This window comes from Bradyrhizobium sp. 482_C4_N1_8 (assembly GCF_052075965.1).
In the GTDB taxonomy this organism is placed as follows: domain Bacteria; phylum Pseudomonadota; class Alphaproteobacteria; order Rhizobiales; family Xanthobacteraceae; genus Bradyrhizobium; species Bradyrhizobium barranii.
Genome location: NZ_CP197231.1, coordinates 5,472,128 through 5,490,260 on the forward strand (window position 1 = coordinate 5,472,128; position 18,133 = coordinate 5,490,260).

General features: G+C 63.9%; 14 protein-coding genes. 4 read left to right on the plus strand and 10 right to left on the minus strand.

What is annotated here, in order from left to right:
• Window positions 1-2 precede the first annotated feature (2 nt).
• The 4 genes from exbB to AB7Z56_RS26530 form a co-directional block, all read right to left on the minus strand.
• A complete protein-coding gene (exbB, locus tag AB7Z56_RS26515) occupies window positions 3-911 on the minus strand; it encodes a tonB-system energizer ExbB (RefSeq protein ID WP_063983859.1) in 909 nt (302 codons plus the stop codon).
• Window positions 908-1,597, minus strand: coding sequence for a Fe2+-dependent dioxygenase (locus AB7Z56_RS26520; RefSeq protein ID WP_063983860.1), 690 nt, complete (start codon window positions 1,595-1,597; stop codon window positions 908-910). Before AB7Z56_RS26520 ends, exbB begins: the two co-directional genes overlap by 4 nt.
• A gap of 20 nt (window positions 1,598-1,617) precedes the next feature.
• Complete coding sequence (locus tag AB7Z56_RS26525; RefSeq protein ID WP_231144619.1) at window positions 1,618-4,170, minus strand: TonB-dependent receptor; 2,553 nt, start codon at window positions 4,168-4,170, stop codon at window positions 1,618-1,620.
• Between the two features lie 424 nt (window positions 4,171-4,594).
• Window positions 4,595-4,834 (minus strand): hypothetical protein, encoded by a 240-nt coding sequence (locus tag AB7Z56_RS26530; RefSeq protein ID WP_063983861.1) that lies wholly within the window; start codon window positions 4,832-4,834, stop codon window positions 4,595-4,597.
• A gap of 397 nt (window positions 4,835-5,231) precedes the next feature.
• Between AB7Z56_RS26530 and AB7Z56_RS26535 the strand changes: the two genes are divergently transcribed.
• The 3 genes from AB7Z56_RS26535 (at window position 5,232) to AB7Z56_RS26545 (ending at window position 10,178) form a co-directional block, all read left to right on the plus strand.
• Entirely contained in the window at window positions 5,232-6,404 is a 1,173-nt protein-coding gene (locus AB7Z56_RS26535; RefSeq protein WP_071914957.1) for an efflux RND transporter periplasmic adaptor subunit, read from the plus strand.
• A complete protein-coding gene (locus AB7Z56_RS26540) occupies window positions 6,401-9,547 on the plus strand; it encodes a multidrug efflux RND transporter permease subunit (protein ID WP_063983863.1) in 3,147 nt (1,048 codons plus the stop codon). Before AB7Z56_RS26535 ends, AB7Z56_RS26540 begins: the two co-directional genes overlap by 4 nt.
• A gap of 64 nt (window positions 9,548-9,611) precedes the next feature.
• Window positions 9,612-10,178 (plus strand): invasion associated locus B family protein, encoded by a 567-nt coding sequence (locus AB7Z56_RS26545; RefSeq protein WP_063983864.1) that lies wholly within the window; start codon window positions 9,612-9,614, stop codon window positions 10,176-10,178.
• A 151-nt stretch (window positions 10,179-10,329) separates the two neighbouring features.
• On the opposite strand, the gene AB7Z56_RS26550 is transcribed toward AB7Z56_RS26545, so the two are convergent.
• A complete protein-coding gene (locus tag AB7Z56_RS26550) occupies window positions 10,330-12,618 on the minus strand; it encodes an arylsulfatase (RefSeq protein WP_063986439.1) in 2,289 nt (762 codons plus the stop codon).
• 107 nt (window positions 12,619-12,725) lie between these two features.
• Here AB7Z56_RS26550 and AB7Z56_RS26555 point away from each other — a divergent pair, with 107 nt between their 5' ends.
• Entirely contained in the window at window positions 12,726-13,391 is a 666-nt protein-coding gene (locus AB7Z56_RS26555) for a TetR/AcrR family transcriptional regulator (RefSeq protein ID WP_063983865.1), read from the plus strand.
• On the opposite strand, the gene AB7Z56_RS26560 is transcribed toward AB7Z56_RS26555, so the two are convergent.
• From AB7Z56_RS26560 to AB7Z56_RS26580, 5 genes are all read right to left on the minus strand, one after another.
• Window positions 13,373-14,092, minus strand: a complete 720-nt coding sequence (locus tag AB7Z56_RS26560; protein WP_063983866.1) for an ABC transporter ATP-binding protein — start codon at window positions 14,090-14,092, stop codon at window positions 13,373-13,375. The two genes, AB7Z56_RS26555 and AB7Z56_RS26560, sit on opposite strands and share 19 nt — an antisense overlap.
• Window positions 14,089-14,856 (minus strand): ABC transporter ATP-binding protein, encoded by a 768-nt coding sequence (locus AB7Z56_RS26565; RefSeq protein WP_441256498.1) that lies wholly within the window; start codon window positions 14,854-14,856, stop codon window positions 14,089-14,091. The genes AB7Z56_RS26560 and AB7Z56_RS26565 overlap by 4 nt, the downstream gene beginning before the upstream one ends.
• The gene (locus AB7Z56_RS26570; RefSeq protein ID WP_063983868.1) at window positions 14,846-15,817 is read right to left on the minus strand and encodes a branched-chain amino acid ABC transporter permease; all 972 of its coding nucleotides are present in this window, start codon (window positions 15,815-15,817) and stop codon (window positions 14,846-14,848) included. Before AB7Z56_RS26570 ends, AB7Z56_RS26565 begins: the two co-directional genes overlap by 11 nt.
• A 13-nt stretch (window positions 15,818-15,830) precedes the next feature.
• On the minus strand, window positions 15,831-16,694 hold the full coding sequence (locus AB7Z56_RS26575) for a branched-chain amino acid ABC transporter permease (protein WP_063983869.1): 864 nt from the start codon (window positions 16,692-16,694) through the stop codon (window positions 15,831-15,833).
• Between the two features lie 67 nt (window positions 16,695-16,761).
• Entirely contained in the window at window positions 16,762-18,015 is a 1,254-nt protein-coding gene (locus tag AB7Z56_RS26580; RefSeq protein ID WP_063983870.1) for an ABC transporter substrate-binding protein, read from the minus strand.
• Window positions 18,016-18,133 lie beyond the last annotated feature (118 nt).

Below are 18,133 nucleotides of genomic sequence, written 5' to 3' on the forward strand. Positions count from 1 at the left end.
GTTCACTCCGCCGCGCGCGAATGCGCGCTGCCGTGGCTGCGGTCGAGATCGCGCGAGAGCAGCCGCCCCGCCGCGCCCGAGGCACGGCTGACGAGCTCGAGATAGCTTTTCGTCACGCGCGAGAAGTGGTTGTAGATGATGACGGCGGGAATGGCGGCGACGAGGCCGATCGCGGTCGCGAGCAGCGCCTCGGCGATGCCGGGCGCGACCACGGCGAGGTTCGTGGTCTGCGACTTCGAGATGCCGATGAAGCTGTTCATGATGCCCCAGACCGTGCCGAACAGGCCGACGAAGGGCGATGTCGAGCCGATGGTCGCCAGCACGCCCATGCCGATGCGGATGCGCCGTGCCTCCGCGCGCACGATTTCGGAAAAGCTCGAGGCCGCACGCTCCTTGATGCCGGCATCGCTGGACAGGCCGGCCGACATCCGCGCCTCACGCAGTGCCGCCGCCAGGAAGGACGGCAGAATGCCCTGCTTGGCGCCGAGCGCCATTTGCGCTTCCGCGAGCGAGCGCGCCTCCGAGATCTTCTTCAGTGCCGAACGAAGCTTGCCGGACGCGACCGACAGCTCGATCGACTTGGCGATCAGGACGGTCCAGGTCATCAGCGATGCGAAGGCAAGCCCGATCATCACCGCCTTCACGATGACGTCCGCCGACATAAACATCACCCAGGGGGACAGCTCCTTCATGGCGGGCGCGATAGCGGCCGCGTCGGGCTTCGCCACGGGCGCCACCACCGCCGGAGCGGCAGCCGGAGCCGGGCTGGCGGTGGCCGGCTGAGCCGTCGCCTGTGCCGGTGCAGGTGCCGCCGGCGGGGTCTGTGTCTGGGCAGAAACAGGGGATACGAGCCAGGCGGCCGCCAGCATCAAGGCGGCGGCAAGGCTTGCTTGGAAGGACATGATCTTCATACTTCGGCCCAGTAGCGAATGAGGTTGTGATAGATACCCGTCAATTTGACCGTTTCGGGATCGTCACGCCCGAGCCGTTCCACCAGCGCCTGTATCGCGGTGTCGAGGTCAAAGATCATGCTCCGGGCTTGATCGTCCCGTATCATGCTCTGAAGCCAGAAGAAAGACGCAACCCGCGTCCCCCTCTTCACCGGCGTGACGAGATGGAGGCTGGTCGAGGGATAGAGCACGCAGTCCCCGGCTTGCAACTTCACTTCGTGCGAACCGTAGGTGTCCTCGATCACAAGTTCGCCACCGTCATACTCTTCCGGCTCGGCCAGGAACAGCGTGACAGACAGGTCTGTGCGGATGCGAAGGCCGGTCAGGCGGTCGCCGCGGATCGCATTGTCGACATGCAGCCCGAAATGATGGCCGCTGTTGGCCGCATAGCGGTTGAACAGCGGCGGGAAGATCTGCAGCGGGATCGCCGCTGCCAGGAACCGCGGGTTCGACGTCAGCGCCGAGATGATGCGGTTGCCGAGCTTGCGCGCGACCTCGCTGTCAGGCGGCAACTGCTCATTGCGCTTGACCATTGCTGACTGCGCGCCCGCGGTGGAACGGCCGTCTTCCCATTCGCTGGCGTCCATGATGCGGCGGAATTCCGCCACATCATCCTTGCTCAGGACGCCGTCTATGCATGTCAGCATGGCACCTCGTCGTTACTCCATCAGTAGCGCGCCGAGATCACCAGATAGGCGGCGCGTCCCGGTGCTTCCAGCACGAAGGGCGCGGCGCTCTGGTACAGCGCGTCATAGTAGCGTTTGTCGAAGATGTTGTTCACGAACAGCTTCAGCTGCCAGTTCTGGTTGAGCTTGGCTTCGACGAAGGCATCGAACCGCCAGTAGCTCGGGATCGAAGTGCCCTGGTTCGCCGCGAGGAACGTACCGCCATAAATCTTCGAGCGGTAGACCGCCTGACCGCCCAGCTCCCACACATCCGTCAACTGATATTTGCTGAGCAAACTGAAGGATTGGTGCGCGACGTTGGAGAGGGGCAGGCCCACGTTGGTGGTGTAGAGCGTCGTGTTGGCCGGCGGAATCAGCGACTTCGTCACTTCCGACTGCATCAGAACGAGACCGCCGAAAATGCTCCATTTGTCGGTGATCTTGCCGCTGACGCCGAGGTCGATACCGCGAATACGATAGGCCGCGCCGGCCGTGATACAGGATACGTTCCCCGCCGTAGCAGTATAGGGACATGCCGCAGTCGCAGTTGCAGCAGTGACATTGCGCGACTCTCGCGCATTTTCCTTTTCGGTCTGGAAGAGCGCAGCGGTCAGCAACAGGTGCCTGTCGAACAGCTCCCACTTCGTTCCAAGCTCGATCGCCTTGTTCTTCTCAGGACCGAAGATCTGAGGAGCGGCGCCGTTGAGCACGGGCGCAAGACCACCATACTGAACGCTGGTTCCGTCAAATTCCGCGCCGACCGGGTTCGACGAGGTTGCGTAGGCCGCGTAAACGCTTCCGTTCGGCAATGGCTTGAGGGTGAGGCCGAGATTGAAATTCGGCATCCCGTAGTCTTGCTGCTGCTGGCCAAAGGCGTTCAGCGTTCCCCCGTTGACCGAACCCCAGCCGTTCACCTTGATATTGTAGTCATCAAACCGAACGCCACCATTCAGGATCAGGACGTCGTTGTAGTTGGCCGTATCCAGCACGTATACGCTCTTGGTATCGATCGCGATGTTGGTCGGCTTCTGCGTCAAACCTCCGGGAATCCCGAAGGGAAGGTTTGTGTATTGCGGACTGAACACGCTCACGCCTGTCAGCGAGTTGCCGGTAAAGCCGCCAGGCAGCGCCTCCGAAGCAAGGCCGGTATAGCTGTTGATAGACGAGGTCTCGTGGTCGTATTCAAACCCGGCAAGCGCAGTGTGTTTGAAGCCTGCGCTATCACTGAACTTGTAAGTCGCCTCCGTCTGATTGGCGATGACGTCCGTGACCTGGTAGCGGCTCTGCGGATTCGCACTGAGGGTGTAGGCCGTAAACGGAGCCCCTGGGGCGAGTGTCGGCGCTTCAGGCAGCGTTCCAATGTAGTTCTGCGTGGAGTGAGAATCCCTGAACCTATTGGTGATCAAGAGATCTGGCGTGACGTAAACCTCGGCGTTGAGCGAACCAATGTCCTGGCCGGTCCGGTAGAAGTCTCGGTTGAGGAAGCCGTACCAATTCTTACGATTAACCCCGAAATCGGTGAACGGGCCGCCGGCGGTCGTCGCCGTGCTCGGCCGATAGTAAGGCACGCCGAAGTCCGGGAGTCCGGTCAGTTCGGTATGGATGTAGTTGGCAGTGATTTTGACTGCATCCAGAGGCTTCCATATCGTCGCGACGAATGCGCCGTCGCGATTGTCGGTCACATAGCTTCGCCCAGCGACATTGGCGTCCTGAAACAGTCCGCCCGCGCGCACCGACCAGGTCGGGTTGATCACCTGGTTGACGTCGAGCACCACGCGCTTGGTCATGTCGGTGCCAAACGTGGTGTCCATGTTGTAGAAGCTCTTCTCGGTCGTCGCCTGCTTGGTGACGATGTTGATCGCACCACCGGCGACACCGCGGCCCGCGAAAGTTGAGCCCGGACCACGCAGAATTTCGACCTGCTCGGTGAAGAAGTTTTCACGGACGCTGACGCCCGCGTCGCGCACGCCGTCGATGAAGACGTCGTTGCGGGCATCGAAGCCGCGAATGAAGAAGCGGTCACCGAAGGCATTGCCGCCCTCACCCGTTCCGAGCGTCACGCCGGCCGTGCTCAGGATCGCCTGCTTCAGCGTCGTGGCGTTCTTGTCCTCCAGCACATCCTTTGTAAGCACGGTGATCGATTTTGGCGTGTTGAGGATTGGCTCAGGGAATTTACCTGACGCTTGCACTCGGGTGGCCATGTAAGGCGCGGCGGGATTTGCGTACGGATCACGATCGGCAGGACCAGGGCTCGGATTGGCGACAGGCGCTTGTGCGGCCTGCTGCCGCTGCGCCGCGCGCCGCAGCGCGTTGCGCGCACGAATCTGATCGGCGGTGGGCTTCGAAGCGGTCGGACGCGGACGCTGCTGAGGCGCATCGACGTTCACGGGGGGCAGATTGGTCTGCTGCGCCTGTGCGCCGGTCGAGACCGTCGCGACCGCAATCAAACTGGCGACCGTGGACACAGTCTTGCCGGTCGCAGTGTCGAAATTGTTGCCGAAGGATTTCCGATCCGCATCCGAACGCAACGATCGCGGTGTTTTCATCATGCCCATCACACGCCCCACAGTGCTTATGCTTCCATTGGTCGCGTTGCGACAACGCGACGCATTGGTGCTATCGGGCGTGTTCATGGGGGTCAACGCGATCTCTGCAACACTCCGTTTGAATCCGACCATTTCAAAGCAATTCTAAACTCGGTTGAGTGCGCCGCAGTTTTAAATGGTTCTAAACTTGAACCGTTCTAATCTGGACATTGAGCGCTGCGATCTCGTCGTGCCGCATCAACCTTCGAGCTGATGCGCTTCGTCGATGCAGAAACGCGAACGATGGGGCGGTGCTATCGGTCGGAGAAAAGCAGGTCAATGCGATTGATCTGCCAGCACATTTGAATTCATCCAGATCGGACTCGGTGCAGATTTCAATCTGGAAACATGGGCGCATGCGAGAGCTGCGCAGGCGCGAGCAGCGGCGCCGCTCTCAATCGCTGCTCGGCGGCTTCATCAGCGAGAACAATTCGTCGACGGTTTTCTGCGCGACGGCGCGCACGCGATCGGAGTTGTCCATGCCGGCGATGTTGACGCCGCCAACGACGGCTTTGATCTCGTCCCGGAAGTCGGTCAGGAATCGCAAGGGATCGCGCTGCTCGTTGGCGACGCGCGCGATCAGTCCCGTGATCAGAATCTGGCACGCGATCAGCTTGCCGTTCAGTTCGTCCATCCTGCGCTCCCGTTGTGGCGGGGCCGATATGACCGATGCCGGATTTCCTGACAACCGAAACGCCGTGCAGGCGAATTAGAACCGTTCTCACGGGGGTTGATCCCGGCTCACTTCGCAGCACAGCCGGGGCGCCCTTGCGGACAGCTCTGCAAGCCGCCCACACCGGCTCCGGGCATTGCCCAAGATTTGCGCGCGGATCGCTCGCGCCGGGAAAATGCAGCACTGCACACCGTAGTGTCACGGAGCTGCCTAGACAGTACAAAGCTTTCCAATTGTTTAGGATTCCGAACCGATAGTGCTGTTTACACTGGAACTTGGCGTGTATTATACAAGCGCGCTGGAACCCTATGATTGCTCCACAATTCGTAGTTTTGGGCGTAAAAGCCAACGAGCCGACATGAAAAAAACACGGCCGATCCTCTGGATTCTGATCATCGCGGCCGTGGCCTCCGCGGGTTACTATGGCTGGCAGAAATTCGGCTCGCCCGAGGCCGGAAAAACCCAGACGGCTCAGAAGGGTCCGGCGCGTCCGCCCGCCATCCCCGTCAGCGTTTCGCCGGTCCAGAAGGCCGACTTTCCGGTATATCTGACCGGTCTCGGCACGGTTCAGGGCTTCAACACCGTACAGGTCCGGAGCCGGGTTGACGGCCAGATCGACAAGATCGCCTTCAGCGAAGGCCAGATGGTCAAGCAGGACGAGCTTCTGGTCTCGATCGATCCCCGGCCCTATCAAGCCACGCTCGACCAGGCCAAGGCCAAGAAGGCGCAGGACGAGGCGAATCTGGCCAACGCCAATCTCGAGCTCCAGCGTGCCATGAAGCTTGGCGAGTTCGCGACTGCGCAGCGGGTCGACACCCAGCGTTCCACCGTCGCGCAGCTGACCGCCCAGATCGCCGCCGACGAAGCCGCCATCTCCAACGCCCAGACCCAGCTCGACTACACCCAGATCAAGGCGCCGTTCACCGGCGTGGCCGGGCTGCGCCTGGTCGACGTTGGCAACATCGTCAACGCCTCCACGCAGACGGGAATCGTGACGATCTCGCAGGTCGAGCCGATCTCGGTGATCTTCACCGCGCCGGAAGACCAGCTGCCTTATATCAGCGAAGGCCAGAAGGCCGGCGCGCTCAAGGTGATCGCGTTCACCACCGACGGCAAGAAAACGTTGGCCGAGGGCAAGCTCGCGGTCATCAACAATCAGGTCGACACGACCAGCGGGACTATTCGGCTCAAGGCGGTGTTCGACAACAAGGAACACACGCTGTGGCCGGGCCAGTCGGTTTCGACGCGCCTTCTGGTACGCACCCTGAAGGACGCGACCGTGGTTCCGGATGACGCGGTTCAGCATTCGACCAACGGCCTCTACGCCTATACCGTCAATCAGGACAACAAGGCGGAAGTGCACAAGATCAAGGTCAGCTACGCCATCGACGGCCGTTCGGTGGTCGACGAAGGCTTGAGCCCGGGTCAACAGGTGATCACCGGCGGCCAGTTCAAGGTCCAGCCCGGAAGCCTCGTCTCGACGGCCGTAGCAAGCTCGGATCCGAGCCAGAATAAGGTACGACAGGAATGACCGAGGGCGGGATTTCGGCACCTTTCATCCGTTATCCCATCGGCACCTCGCTGCTGATGGCCGGCATCCTCTTCGTCGGTCTCGTCGCCTATCCCCTGCTGCCGGTCGCGCCGCTGCCGCAGGTGGACTTCCCGACCATCCAGATCACAGCCAATTTGCCGGGCGGCAGCCCCGAGACGATGGCCTCGTCGGTGGCCCAGCCGCTCGAGCGGCAATTCGCCCAGATTCCCGGCATCGCCCAGATGACCTCGACGAGCTATCTGGGAACCGCCTCGATCACCATCCAGTTCGACCTCAACCGCAGCATCGACGGCGCCGCCAACGACGTGCAGGGCGCCATCAACGCCGCAAGCGGTCAATTGCCGAAGAATCTGCCCTCGCCGCCGACCTACCGCAAGGTCAACCCGGCCGACGCGCCGATCCTGCTGCTCTCGGCAACATCCGATACACTGCCGCTGACCACCGTCAGCGATGCCGTCGACGCCCAGCTTGCCCAGCAGATCAGCCAGCTCTCGGGCGTCGCGCAGGTCTTCATCGGCGGCCAGCAGAAGCCCTCCATCCGCATTCAGATCGACCCGGCGAAACTCGTCGCCAAGGGCCTGTCGCTGGAGGACGTGCGCAGCCAGATCGCGATCACCACAGTCGACAGCCCCAAGGGCAATATCGACGGGCCGAAGCGCGCCTACACGATCTACGCCAACGACCAGCTCACCCAGTCCAAGGACTGGAACGACGTCGTCATCGCCTATCGCAATGGCGGTCCGCTTCGAATCCGCGACATCGGACAGGCGGTGAGCGGCGCCGAGGACGCCAAGCAGGCAGCCTGGGCCAACGGCAAGCGTGGCGTGTTCCTGGTGGTGTTCAAGCAGCCGGGCGCCAACGTCATCGAGACCGTCGACCGGATCAAGGCCACCCTGCCCCGCCTCGTCGCGGCGATTCCGCCCGCGATCAAGATCGAGTTGATCAGCGACCGCACCACGACCATCCGCGCCGCGGTCGAGGACGTCCAGTTCACGCTGCTGCTGACCATTGCCCTCGTGGTCATGGTCATCTTCGTCTTCCTGCGCAGCTTCTGGGCGACGGTCATTCCCACCATCACGGTTCCGCTGGCGCTACTGGGCGCGTGCGCCCTGATGTGGGTGGTTGGCTATTCGCTCGACAATCTATCGCTGATGGCGCTCACCATCGCGGTCGGATTCGTCGTCGACGACGCCATCGTGATGCTCGAGAACATCACGCGCTACATCGAGGAAGGCGAATCGCCGATGGCGGCCGCCTTCAAGGGCTCCAAGGAAATCGGCTTCACCATCGTCTCGATCAGCATCTCGCTGGTCGCGGTGCTGATCCCGCTGCTGCTGATGGGCGGCATCATCGGACGCCTGTTCCGCGAGTTCGCCGTCGTGCTGGCGATGACCATCTTCGTCTCGATGTTCGTGTCGCTGACGCTGACGCCGATGATGGCCTCACGCTTCCTGCGCGCTCATGGCGAGGTGACCCACGGCAAGTTCTACCAGTGGAGCGAACGCGCCTTCGACGGCATGCTGCGCGGCTACGAGTACGTTCTCGATCATGCTCTGGCCTGGCGCCGCACCACGCTCCTGATCTTCTTCGCCACGCTCGGCCTGTCGATCTATTTGTTCATCCTGATCCCGAAGGGCTTCTTCCCGCAGCAGGACGTCGGCCTGATCACCGCGACCTCGGAAGCGTCCCAGGACATCTCCTTCGCCGAGATGCAGCGCCGCCAGGTCGAGCTCGGCAAGATCGTGATGGACGATCCCGACGTCGCCACGATCGCGATGAACATCGGCGGCAGCGGCCGCGCCGGCAACAACGGCAATTTGTTCATCACGCTGAAGCCGCGCAACGAGCGCAACGCGTCGGCGCAGGAGATCATTGCCCGGCTGCGTCCTAAGCTCGAGAAGGTGTCGGGCGCCCGCCTCTACATGCAAGCGGCCCAGGACGTCCGGCTCGGCGGCCGGCCGACGCGCACGCAGTTTGAATTCACGCTACAGGATGCCGATCTCACCGAGCTCAACGACTGGGCGCCGAAAATCCTCGCCAAGATGCAGACGCTGCCGCAACTGCGCGACGTCGCGACCGACCAGCAGACGCAGGGCACCACGGTCCAGCTCAAGATCAACCGCGACACCGCATCGCGCTACGGCATCCAGCCGCAGCTGATCGACGACACGCTGTACGACGCCTTCGGACAGCGGCAGGTCACGCAGTATTTCACCCAGCTCAACACCTACAAGGTGATCCTCGAGATCCTGCCGGAGATGCAGGGCAGTCTCGACAGCCTGAACAAGCTCTACCTGAAATCGCCGCTGACCGGCGACCAGGTGCCGCTGTCGACCTTTGCGACCTGGACCACCGATCCGGTCCGCCCGCTCTCGATCAGCCACCAGGGCCAATTCCCGGCGATCACGATCAGCTTCAACCTCGCCCAGGGCGTCGCGCTCGGCCAGGCCACCGAGGCCGTGCAGAAGGCGATGGCCGATCTCGGCGCACCCCCAACCCTGAATTCGAGCTTCCAGGGCACCGCGCAGGCGTTCCAGCAGTCGCTCGGCACCGTGCCGCTGCTGATCCTCGCAGCCCTCGTCGTGGTCTATCTGATCCTCGGCATTCTCTACGAGAGCTACATCCACCCGATTACGATTCTGTCGACCCTGCCCTCGGCCGGCGTCGGCGCGCTCCTGATCCTGATGGCGGCCGGCTTCGACTTCAGCCTCATTGCATTGATCGGAATCATTCTCCTGATCGGCATCGTGAAGAAGAACGGCATCATGATGGTCGACTTCGCCATCGCGGCCGAGCGCGACGAGCACAAGACGCCGGAGCAATCGATCCGTCAGGCCGCGCTGCTGCGCTTCCGGCCGATCATGATGACGACGATGGCCGCCCTGCTCGGCGGCGTGCCGCTGATGCTCGGCCACGGCACCGGCGCCGAGATCCGCCAGCCGCTCGGCTACGCCATGGTCGGCGGCCTGATCGTCAGCCAGGCGCTGACGCTGTTCACCACCCCGGTGGTCTATCTCTATCTCGACGAGCTCAACAACTGGTTCTCGGGCTGGGGCCGTTCGGGTGACGGCAAAGGTCACGAGGCGCCCGAGCACAGCACCGTCAAGCAGGCCGCCGAGTAAGCTTGCACCGCGGCTTCCGCGACGCTACAGCGAGGCCCTCGGTTCACGCCAACGCGGTTTCGCCATGTCCATGCAATCCAGACTTGTCGCCCTCGCCGCCGCCCTTCTGCTGTCGACAGGCGGCGCGTATGCCCAGCAGAGCGCCAAAAAGAACGCCGCTTCCCCTGCACCGGCCGCACAGCCCGCGCCAGCTCCGACCCAGCCGCAGGCTGACGGTGCGCAGCAAGCCGGATGGGTCGTGCGCTGCACCAGCGTCAGCCGCGACGCGCCGCTCGAATGCGCAATGGAGCAGAACGCGGTGCTGACCAAAACCGGCCAGACCATCGTGCTGATCAACATCCGCATCGCGCCCGACACCCGCACGCCGGTGGCGCTGCTGCAATTACCGCTCGGACTCAACCTGCCCGTCGGGGCCAAGCTCCAGGTCGACGAGGGCAAGACATTCGACCTCCAGATCCAGACCTGCGAGAACCGCGGCTGCTACGCCTCGACGCCGATCGCGGCGGACCTGCTCGCCGCCTTGCGGTCGGGCAAGCAGCTGAAGGTCTCCTTCCAGAACATGGCCAAGGAGGCGATCGCGATCCCGATGCCGCTGGGCGATTTCGCGGCGGCCTACGACAAGATCAAGTAAGGACCGCTCCCGTTTCCTGTTGGAGTGGACGCTCTCTCACCTCGTCATTGCGAGCGTAGCGAAGCAATCCAGCAATCTTTCCGCGGAGGCAGTCTGGATTGCTTCGCTGCGCTCGCAATGACGGCGCGGATGCTGCGCCGCCTCTTCCCTATCACTGTCGCGCCATCTGCGCGTTGCCGACGGCATCGCCGTCGAGCTTCTGGTCGTTGTGCATGGTGACGGTGACGCGCAGCAATCGCCCCTCGAACTCGAACGGCGCCTCGTAATGCGACACGGGGCTGCCGCGGTCACGGCCGATGTCGAGACCGGACCACGAGATCAGCGTGTGGAAGCCGAGCTGGGTCTGGAGCGACCCCGCCGGCTCGCCGTCGATCAGCAGCGTATATTCGGTGACGCCGGTGCGCGCCCCCTTGGCCGGCGGCTCCTTGCGCACGAGCCGCTCGACATACACGCCGAGCCGCCGCGCGCCTGACGGCACCTTGCGGTCCGACCGCGCGATCTGGTGGCTGCCGCCGATGTTGAGGTCGTGCACGAGGTGACCGTCCCTGACGTAGAGGCTGTAGCCCGACGTCGCGTCGCCATGCGAGATCAGCACGCCGTTTGCACCCGCCTCGTCGATCTCGACATGCGCCTCGATCGTGTAGCTGCGGCTGCGCACGTCAGGCGCGACATCGGTCGGCACGTGGCCCATGCCGGCGTGGAAGACGAAATGGTGGCGCGCACCGTGGAAGCGTGCGGCGTTCTCCGCAAAGCGCGGCCCGAAGCGATCGTCGAGCGGCAGCACCTTGTGCCTCGCGGCCTCCGCCCACCAGGTCGCCATCATTGCTGCCAGACGTTCCGGCTCCTTTGCGGCGAGATCGTCGGTCTCGGAGAAATCCTGGTCGAGATGAAACAGCTCCCATTTGTCGTTCTCGAACGGCGTGCCCGAGGGATGGAAGGCGACCGCCTTCCAGCCGCCCTGCCAGAGGCCGCGATGGCCGAACATCTCGAAATATTGCGGCGAGCTTTTTGAGGACGCGGACGCATCCGTGATCGAGCGCGCGAAGCTCTCGCCTTCCAGCGGCATCTGCGGGCAGCCACCGATCTCGTTCGGCGCCTCAACGCCGATCAGCTCCAGCAGCGTCGGGGTGAGGTCGCAGGCGTGGACGAACTGGTGCCGCAGCTCGCCTTTGCCTGCGATCCGCTTAGGCCAGTTGATGACGAAGGGATCGCGGATGCCGCCGCCATGGGTGTTCTGCTTGTAGCGCCGCAGCGGCGTGTTCGACGCCATCGCCCAGCCATGCGGGAAATTGCTGTGGGTGTCGGGCCCGCCGATGTCGTCGATACGGCCGAGCTTTTCCGCGATCGGCTCCGGCTTGAAGTTGAACGGCCCCATCGCGTTGACGAAGCCGAGCGGCCCGCCCTCCTGGCTCGCGCCGTTGTCGGACATCACGATGATCACGGTGTTGTCGCGAATGCCGGCCGTTTCCAGGAACGAGACAAGCCGTGCAAGATGCCGATCGGAATGATCAAGCATGCCGGCGAAAGCCGCCTGCAGGCGGGTGAAGACGCGGCGCTCATCGGCCGAGTGCTCCTCCCAGGCCTTCACGCCATCGTTGCGCGCCGGCATCCGCGTTCCCTCAGGCACCAGCCCCAACGCCTTCTGGCGTGCCAGACGCCGTTCGCGCTCGACGTCCCAGCCGTGCGCGAATTCGGCGTCATAGCTCATGATGATATCGGCCGGCGCCTGATGCGGCGCGTGGCAGGCGCCAAGTGCGACCCAGGTGAGCCAGGGAACGTCAGGACGGTCGGCGACATGGTCGCCGATGAAGCGGATCGATTGGTCGATCAGATCCTCGGTCAGATGATAGCCGTCCGCATACGTGCCCGGTGGATCGATATGCGTGTTGTCGGAGACGAGCTCCGGCGCGTACTGGTCGGTCTCGGCATCAAGGAAGCCGTAGAAGCGGTCGAAGCCGCGGCCGAGCGGCCAGCCGTCGAACGGGCCGGTGGCGCCGCTCTCGGTCAGCGGCGTGACGTGCCATTTGCCGACCATGTAGTTGCGATAGCCATGTATGCGCAGCATCTCGGCCAGCGTCCCCGCCTCACGCGCAATCTTGCCGCGGTAGCCGGGATAACCGGAATCGAAATTGGCAAGGCAGCCGACGCCGACCGAGTGATGATTGCGTCCTGTCAGCAGCGCGGCGCGCGTCGTCGAGCACATTGCCGTGGTGTGGAATCCGGAGTAGCGCAGCCCCTCCGCGGCGAGCCGGTCGATGGTCGGCGTCTTGATTGTCGAGCCATAGCAGCCGAAATCGGAGAAGCCGACGTCGTCGAACAGCACGACCAGGATGTTCGGCGCGCCCTCGGGCGGCCTTGGCGCCTCCGGCCACCAGGGTTTCGACTCCGCGACCGTCTTGCCGACGGTGCCGCGGAACGGCGTGCCGCTGTTTGCGCTCATCTGCTTCTCCCTGCTGGTTGCCCGGCGGCTGCGGTTGACCCGCGGCTCGGCCACGTCTAAATTATAATCCGAATTATGATTATGATTTTAGCCGGATGCAAGCACGGATGCGGCCAAGCTCGGACGAACCCGATTTCGACCTTCCCGGCGTTGCCCCGTCGCGCCAGAAGCGCAGCCGCGAGACGACGCTGGCGCTGCTGCGCGCCGGCGCCGGCATGCTGCGCACGCGCAGCCTTGCGGAGCTGTCCATCGAGGCGCTCTGCACCGAGGTCGGCGCCACCGTCGGCGCCTTCTACAGCCGCTTCGAGAGCAAGGAGGCCTATTTCAACGCACTGATGGCGCTGGCTGCGCGCGACGGCGAACAGCGGCTGGGCGAAATCAGGCGGCCGTCACCGGATACGGACCTCGACAAGCTCTGCCACATCATCGTCAGCGGCATCATCGCCTGGATGCGCAACCACGAGGGCGTGCTGCGCGCCGCGCTTCAGCATGACGACACCCGTCCGGACAAATGGACGCCGTTCAAGGCCCTCGCGAAGGCAACGACTGGACGCGCGACCCCTCTCCTGCTCCCGGCCATGGACAAGGGACGCAAGGCCGCCAAGACCCGCACGATCGCCTTCGGCTTTCAGGTCGTGCTGGGCACGCTGGTGAACGCGATCCTCAACGATCCCGGGCCGCTGTCGCTTAGATCAAAAGAGATGGAGACGCGGCTGGCCGGTTGCCTGTTGCTGTTGCTCCAGGCGGAGATCAATCAGTCGACCCCGAGATAGGCCTTCTGCACCTGCGGGTCCTGTGCGAGCGCAGCGGCCGTGCCGGACAGCACGCTCTTGCCGACCTGGAGCACGGTCGCGAAGTCCGAGACTTCCAGCGCGAGCTCGATCGACTGCTCGGCGAGCAGGATGGTCAGGCCCTCGCGATGCAGGCGGCCGAAGGTTTCGTACATGGATTCGACCACCGCCGGCGCGAGGCCGAGCGACGGTTCATCCAGCATCAATAGCTTAGGATCGCTCATCAGCGCGCGGCCGACCGCGAGCATCTGCCGCTCGCCGCCGGACATGGTGCCGGCGCGCTGGTTGCGGCGTTCCTTCAGCCGCGGGAAGATCTCGTAGACGCGCTCAAGCAAATTGGTCTGGCGCGACTTGTCGTGCAGCGGCGTCGCGCCGAGCATGAGGTTGTTCTCGACGCTCTGCTGCACGAACAGGCGCCAGCCTTCCGGCGACAGCGCCAGCCCCTTGCGCACGATCGCAAAGGCCTTCTGGCCGGCGATGTCCTCGCCGCGAAAGCTGATCGATCCGGAATGCACGGGAATGAGACCCGCGATCGCGTTCAGCGTCGTGGTCTTGCCGCCGCCATTGGAGCCGAGCAGCGCGACGACGCTGCCCTCCGGCACCTCCAGCGAGACGTCGGAGACACCTATGAGGTCGCCATAGCGCACCTCGAGGTGCTCGATCCGAAGAAGCGCGCCGCTCATAGGTCCCGCCCGCCCATCAGCTCGACCGGCGTATGGCGGGCCGCGGCCTTCGCCGCGCGTTTGCCGAGATAGGCTTCGATCACCGCCGGGTTCGAGGTGACCTCGCGCGGCGAGCCGCGGGCGATCTCCTTGCCCTGGTGAAACACCATCACGCGGCTCGCGAGCGACATGATCACTTCCATGATGTGCTCGACGATGACGAGCGTGATGCCGGAACGGTGGATGTCGCGCACGAGATCGATGGCGAGCCTCACCTCGTGGGCGTTGAGCCCGGCCATGGCCTCGTCGAGCAGCAGCACCTTCGGCTCGGTCGCCAGTGCGCGGGCGATCTCCAGCCGCTTGCGGCCGGGTGTGCCCAGCGAGCGCGCCGGCGCATCCGCAAGCCTGCTCATGCCGACGCGCTCCAGCACCGCTCGCGCCCTGGTCTCGGCCCCGTGGCGATGCGAGGTGCGCAGGAAGGCGCCGATCATGACGTTCTCGAGCACCGTCATGCCTTCAAAGGTCTGCGGCACCTGGAAGGTGCGCGCAAGCCCGAGCCCGGCGCGCTGCTCCGGCGCGAAGTCGGTGATGTCGGTCCCCTCGAACAGCACGCGGCCCGAGGTGGTCTTGAGGTCGCCGGTGAGGCAATTGAAGAAGGTGGATTTGCCGGCGCCGTTCGGGCCGATCAGGCCGAGAATATCGCCCTGCTCCAGCGTGACGGACGCATCGTCCACCGCCTTGAAGCTGCCGAACGCCTTTGTGATCCCGCGCGCCTCAAGGAGCATGGCCGGCTCCCTTATCTGCGCCGGGCTTACGTCGTCCCATGAACAGGCTGAGCAGGCCGCCGGGCTGGAAGCGCGCGATCAGCACGATGATCGCGCCATACAGGACGAAGGTGAGGCCGGCCCCCTTGCCGCCAAGCCAGCTGTTGGAGATCTCCTCCAGCGGCACGAGGATCGCGGCTCCCACCAGCGGACCGAACAGCAACCCCGCCCCGCCCAGCGCCGCCATGATCAGGATTTTGACCGAGATCAGGATGCCGAGCCCGGACTCGGGATCGACGAAGCCGAACATCATCGCATAGAGCGCGCCGGCAACGCTCGTCAGCGCCGCGCTCAGCATGTAGGCGTAGAGCTTGGTCCGGCTCGCGGGTGCGCCCAGGGAACGTGCGGCCCTCTCGGAATCCTTGATCGCGCGCAGATAGAATCCCATGCGGCTGTTGGTCATCCACCAGGTGATGAACAGCGTGATCACGAGGACGACCAGGAAGAGGTAGTAGTACGGCAGCGACGACAGGAACGAGAGATCGAAGATGTTGCGGGGGACCGTTGGACCGGAAAGACCCACGGCCGCGCCGAGCCAGTCGGTGTTGGTGACGATCAGCCGCACGGTCTCGGCGACCGCGATCGTCGCCATGCTGAAATAGTGACCCGACAGCCGTAGCGTCGGCACGCCGATGATCGCAGCGAGCCCCACCGCCAGCACGATCCCGCCGGGGATGCCGAACAGCGGCGACAGCCCGAACTTGGCGTAGCTCCCCATCGCGGCATAAGCGCCGCAGCCGAAGAACACGACGTGGCCGACCGAGACCTGGCCGGCATAGCCGCCGACGATGTTCCAGGCCGACGCGGCGATGGCATAGAGCAGCACCAGTGCGCCCAGGCGCTGCTGGAACGGCGAGGACAGCAGCAACGGATAGGCAATCGCCAGTGCTGCGACGATCGAGAGCCAGATCAAGCGCCGCATTGCAGCTTTCTCATCAGAGCTTGCCCATCAGGCCTTGCGGCCGGAACCAGAGGAAGGACAGGAACAGGACATAGACGACGATGTCCTTGTAGACCGCACCGATCAGATAGCCGGAGAGCGACTCGATCACGCCGATCAACAGGCCCGCGACGAGCGCGCCTGGCACGCTGCCGAAGCCGCCAAGGGATACCGTGACGAAGGCGACGATGCCGAGCGTCTCGCCGACCGTCGGCACGATGTAGAAGAAGTTCGCGATTAGCGCGCCGGCAAGGCCGGTGGCGCCGGCCGCGATGGCCCAGGCGATCGCCTGCATCGTATCGGGCCTGATGCCCATGAGCTGAGCCGCGGTCTGATCCTCCGCCACCGCCAGCATTTTTGAACCAAGCGATGTGCGCGTCAGGAGCAGGTGAAGACCGAATGTCACCAGCAGCGCGACGACACCGGCAAGCAGCCGCGAGGCTTCGATGCGCAGGCCCGCAAACGCATAGGTGCCGCCGACGATATTCGACGGCATCGACAGGAAGTTGGCGCCGAACCACCAGAACACGGAATAGCGCAGCAGCAGCGCGAGCCCGAACGTGCCGAGGATCTGCGCCAGCATCGGCCCCTTCATGATGTCGCGGATCAGGGCGAAATAGACGACGACCCCGACGGTCGCGAGCACCAGTGTCGCCAGTGGGGCGCCGAGGATGGGCCCTCCCCCCATCAGGGTATAGACGACATAGGCGACGTACATGCCGAGCATGACGAAGTCGCCATGCGCGAAATTGACGATGTTCATCATGCCCCACACCAGCGTGAGGCCAGAGGAAAACAGGGCGTAGACGGCACCGAGCAGAAGCCCGCCGGCAATCACCTGCACGAGTACGAAGGACATGAGCTGCGTTGCTCTGATCAAAACATTCTGGGAAAGGCGGGACGCGCGGTCCCGCCTTCAGGCAATCTCACCAGCCCTTGTAGGGCAGTACCGGCGCCTTCTCGGCATTGGCCTTCGGCCATACCGCGACGTAGTTCTCGCCATCCTGGAGCTGGATGATGGCGCCGGAAGCCAGGATGTTCTGGCCCTTGTCGTCGAACTTCACGCCCTTGTAGCCGATCATGAGCTGCTCGGGCTTCAGGTCCGTCGCCTTCAGCGCGGCCTGGATCTTGGCAGGCTCGGTCGAGCCGGCGCGGTCGATGGCATCGGCCAGCACGAAGAAGCCCTGCATCTGCCGGGCGACCGTGTCGTCCATCTCCTCGCCGCTCTTCTTCTTGTACATGTCGGCGATGATGGCGGACGCCGAGCCCGGCGGTCCCACGACCCAGGACGAGCGGTTGAAGACGCCTTGCGAGATCTTGCCTACCGCCTTGGTGAAGGACGGATCGGAGTAGCCGGCATCGTCGGCCAGCAGCACGGCCGGCTTGTAGTCGAGCGACTGCATGGTCTTGGCGAACAGGATCGCATCCGACGTGTAGCTGATCATGATGACGACGTCGGGCTTCTTGTCCTTGAGCTGCAGCACCTGGCCCTGCAAATCGGTCGCATTGACGGGATAGGCGATGTCGAGCGCGATCGGCTGGCCCTTTTCCTTGAAGGCGCCGGCGATCGTGTTGGCGACCGAGGTGCCGTATTCGGTGTTGTCATGGACCACCGCGACGGCGTCGGTCTTGGCACCCTGCGCCTTGATGTCGGCGAGGAAGTCGACATAGATCTTGGCGAAATCGGTCGCGATCGGCGTGGTGCGGAAGAACCATTTGAAGCCGCGCTCGGTGAGATTGGCGGCGACCGATTCCGAGTTCAGGAAGGGAACGCCGTATTTCTCGGCGATCGCGCTCGAAGTCAGCGTGACGCCGGACTGGTAGGAGCCGAACACGGCCGCCACCTTCTCTTCCGTGATCAGGCGTAGCGCCTGGTTCTGGCCCGTCGCCGGGTTGCCCTGGTTGTCGGCGAACACAGCCTCGATCTTGGCGCCGCCGAGGCCGGCAAGGCCGGCGTTCTTCGCCAGCGGCAGATTGCCAAGCTCAGGATGAGCGTTGTTGATGATGTCCATGGCGACTTCGAGCGCCGCCTTGGCGTGCGCACCGATCGAGGCGGTGCCGCCGGACATCGGCATGATGACGCCGATCTTGATGACCTTGTCCTGGGCCTGCGCGCCGGAGCCCAGCGTAAGGAACATCGCGGCTGCGCAAAACAGCCCGGTGACGTGCTTGAAATTCATCAAATCAGACCTCCCAAAGGGTTTCCCCGACCAAGCTATTTTGGAAGCTGCAGGCTAAGCGCCCGCTTCCGTTTGTTTATGCCTGGTGGATCTAGGATGGCATGCCAGCCGGACACCG

Bases quoted from the DNA above. Each gene is read 5' to 3' on its own strand.
- AB7Z56_RS26540 (WP_063983863.1), top strand. From the start codon at position 6,401: ATGACCGAGGGCGGGATTTCGGCACCTTTCATCCGTTATCCCATCGGC.
- AB7Z56_RS26575 (WP_063983869.1), bottom strand. From the start codon at position 16,694: ATGTCCTTCGTACTCGTGCAGGTGATTGCCGGCGGGCTTCTGCTCGGT.
- AB7Z56_RS26525 (WP_231144619.1), bottom strand. From the start codon at position 4,170: ATGGGCATGATGAAAACACCGCGATCGTTGCGTTCGGATGCGGATCGG.
- AB7Z56_RS26570 (WP_063983868.1), bottom strand. From the start codon at position 15,817: ATGCGGCGCTTGATCTGGCTCTCGATCGTCGCAGCACTGGCGATTGCC.
- AB7Z56_RS26545 (WP_063983864.1), top strand. From the start codon at position 9,612: ATGTCCATGCAATCCAGACTTGTCGCCCTCGCCGCCGCCCTTCTGCTG.
- exbB (WP_063983859.1), bottom strand. From the start codon at position 911: ATGAAGATCATGTCCTTCCAAGCAAGCCTTGCCGCCGCCTTGATGCTG.
- AB7Z56_RS26520 (WP_063983860.1), bottom strand. From the start codon at position 1,597: ATGCTGACATGCATAGACGGCGTCCTGAGCAAGGATGATGTGGCGGAA.
- AB7Z56_RS26565 (WP_441256498.1), bottom strand. From the start codon at position 14,856: ATGCTCCTTGAGGCGCGCGGGATCACAAAGGCGTTCGGCAGCTTCAAG.
- AB7Z56_RS26535 (WP_071914957.1), top strand. From the start codon at position 5,232: ATGAAAAAAACACGGCCGATCCTCTGGATTCTGATCATCGCGGCCGTG.
- AB7Z56_RS26530 (WP_063983861.1), bottom strand. From the start codon at position 4,834: ATGGACGAACTGAACGGCAAGCTGATCGCGTGCCAGATTCTGATCACG.
- AB7Z56_RS26560 (WP_063983866.1), bottom strand. From the start codon at position 14,092: ATGAGCGGCGCGCTTCTTCGGATCGAGCACCTCGAGGTGCGCTATGGC.
- AB7Z56_RS26580 (WP_063983870.1), bottom strand. From the start codon at position 18,015: ATGAATTTCAAGCACGTCACCGGGCTGTTTTGCGCAGCCGCGATGTTC.
- AB7Z56_RS26555 (WP_063983865.1), top strand. From the start codon at position 12,726: ATGCGGCCAAGCTCGGACGAACCCGATTTCGACCTTCCCGGCGTTGCC.
- AB7Z56_RS26550 (WP_063986439.1), bottom strand. From the start codon at position 12,618: ATGAGCGCAAACAGCGGCACGCCGTTCCGCGGCACCGTCGGCAAGACG.